2 protein-coding genes are annotated in these 1,619 nt (G+C 59.2%); one reads left to right on the top strand and one right to left on the bottom strand.

Annotation, left to right across the window (positions count from 1 at the left end):
* Positions 1 to 1,123: hypothetical protein (locus EOA29_RS35805; protein WP_210213217.1), on the top strand; the 1,123-nt coding region annotated here is incomplete at its 5' end.
* A 215-nt stretch (positions 1,124 to 1,338) separates the two neighbouring features.
* On the opposite strand, the gene EOA29_RS41845 is transcribed toward EOA29_RS35805, so the two are convergent.
* Positions 1,339 to 1,619, bottom strand: a 281-nt coding sequence (locus EOA29_RS41845; protein ID WP_189479104.1) for a hypothetical protein, incomplete at its 5' end; no start/stop codon positions are given.

Genomic DNA, 1,619 nt, shown 5'->3' with positions numbered 1-1,619 from the left:
GTGGAATTTCGCCGGTCGCGCCGGAAGGATGAGGAAGGACATCGTCGGCAACGTGTTCCTAGTCGATTATCAGGACTGGCCGGAGAAGCCGATGGATCGGTTCGTCGGCTACAGCATCGAGCCCGCCTTTGGGAGAACGGTCACTGACGCGTCCGATCGGGTTCACCGCGCGTTGGCGGGTGACATGCCGGCCGTCAGCCGCCGGGATGAGGAGGGCCTAAGGGTAAGGTCGGCAGCAGGACTGTTGATCTCCAGAGCGGCGAAAGGCGATCTCGCTCCGTTCGTCGAACGGACTTTAGGCGGGCTTGCGGCAGAAGATCGAAACTCGCTCGTGGAGATGTCGAATGCGGCGCACGCGGCGATCGGTCTCCCAAAATCATTGCTCGCGACAAACTGGACCGTTGATCCTTTCGGACTCCGGCGTCTTTACGACAACATGCTGGCGAAGATCGCGGAGGGCGAGTTCGATGAGCTCTTCCCAGTCAACCCGCACGACAAGGGGTCGAAGAAGCGATACGCGTCGATCTTCCTCAGAATCCAGCGCTGTGTCTTCAACGTCCAGCACGCGTTCGGAGCGGTGGCGGCGGGCACTGCCGTGGATTGGATGAAGGGATTGCCCTATCCCGCGCTGCTCGCGATTGCGGTGAGAAAGGCTGAGGAGAAGCGAGCTAAGAAGATCGTCGAAAACGAAGCCGAGAAGGCGGCCAATCCGAACGCGAGGGTCCGGACACCGCGTGAGGTCGACGTCAACGGCGTCATCCGACGCGAGTTTGAAATGATCGAGGACGTGCTGCGATTTCAGTATGTTCAGTTGGGCAAGGCCTACATAGACATATTGAACTTGGCGCTGCGGGAGACGGAAAATGCTGCCCGCATCGCGGAAATCTTTGACTTCCCTCTCGCTCTGGAGCTGGGAGTGGCAACCAAGTCCGGATGGTCCTTCATGGAACTTGGACTGTCGAGAATCGCCGCTTCGGCTCTTGAGCCAAACTTTCCCAACTCGAACCTATCGGTCCAAGACGCCCGATCCTGGTTGGCGACGGTCGAAGTCCGTGATTTGGGGCTGAGCCCAGTGATTGTGGAAGAACTGAAGAAATTGAATCTCGTCCAAACGGCAGCGTAGGCGACTGTTCGGTGCCTTGTCGGCACTTTCATACTCGCGTCGTATTGAGGCATTGATGCCAACGAATCTTGCCTTGATCGACGTCTGCTTTCGGGCAAACGCCGCCAGGCGCCCAATAACAAGTACGGGGCATTACTGCCATACAGCCTGATCATTCTGTGACGAATGCGTCGTTTTGATAGACCGCCGCGCGAGCACGCAAGGTTGGCCCTTGCTCAGCGCTCGTAATCGTTATCATTCGAGCGCTGGGTCTTGCGGTCCTGCTCTTCAGCCTGCTGAGTCTTCTGCTTGTTGGCGTCCTTCTGCTTGCTTCTCATCTCCTGCTCGGTGCCGGTTCGCGGCTGCTCCGGCTGGCGGGGATCGTCCCGAGGTGGTAGGTCTCGCCCTCGCGCCTCGCGCTCGGGGATCGGCTCGCCACCGCTACCACCACGACGCTGCTGGCGCTCGAATTGCAGCCGCGCGAGACGATCATGCATCTTGTCGTTGACCTCTTCAC

This window comes from Mesorhizobium sp. M1E.F.Ca.ET.063.01.1.1 (genome assembly GCF_003998155.1).
Lineage (GTDB): Bacteria > Pseudomonadota > Alphaproteobacteria > Rhizobiales > Rhizobiaceae > Mesorhizobium.
The sequence above is the reverse complement of the archived record's forward strand: the minus strand, read 5'-3'. Positions and strand labels throughout refer to the sequence as shown.